The organism is Nocardiopsis sp. B62, from assembly GCF_018070675.1.
GTDB classification, from domain to species: Bacteria; Actinomycetota; Actinomycetes; order Streptosporangiales; family Streptosporangiaceae; genus Nocardiopsis; species Nocardiopsis prasina.
The window spans coordinates 1-704 of sequence record NZ_JAGPXK010000063.1 but is presented as its reverse complement, the minus strand read 5'-3'; the positions used below and the strand labels follow the sequence as shown (position 1 = coordinate 704).

At 68.3% G+C, this 704-nt stretch carries 1 protein-coding gene; it reads right to left on the bottom strand.

Translation table 11 applies throughout. The features are described 5' to 3' along the window. A partial coding sequence (locus tag KBX21_RS26280) for a glycoside hydrolase family 15 protein (RefSeq protein ID WP_247666376.1) occupies positions 1–704 on the bottom strand: 704 nt, incomplete at both ends.

Below are 704 nucleotides of genomic sequence, written 5' to 3'. Positions count from 1 at the left end.
GCCTCCACGGCGGTGACGGTGGCCTGGAAGCGTTCGTCGGTGGGGTCGATGAGTCCGGACAGTCCGATGTGCAGGGAGGCGGCGTCCAGGTCGGTGCCGTCGTAGGCGGTGGTGTAGGCCTGGGCCTGTTCGTTCCAGCCCTTCTCGAGGACTTCCTGGGCGATGTCGGTGCGCAGGTCGGGCCAGGTGGGATCGACGGTGCGCCCGTACTTTTGGGCGAGGGTGATGGCGCGGTCCAGGGTCACCCAGCACATGACCTTGGAGTAGACGCGTTGGCGGGGTTCGTCGCGTTCTTCCCAGATGCCGTGGTCGGCTTCGTGCCAGCGGCGGGCGACGGCCTCGGCCATGGAGCGGACCAGGTCCCAGTCGCGGTCGGTGAGTTGGTCGCGGGTGTGGGACAGGTGGGTGATGAGTTCGACGACGGGTCCGAACACGTCGAGTTGGACCTGGTGGTCGGCGAGGTTGCCGATGCGCACGGGGCGGGAGCCGGCGTAGCCGGACAGGGACTCGATGACTTCTTCGGGGCCCAGGTTGGTGCCGCGCAGGGAGTAGAGGGGGCGTAGGAGTTCGGGTGAGGGCAGGGAGTCCACGACGCGGTGGACCCAGTCCAGGAAGGCTTCGGCTTCGGTGGTGGAGCCCAGGGTGACCAGGGCCTGGACGGTGAGTGCGCCGTCGCGGAGCCAGCAGTAGCGGTAGTCCCAGTT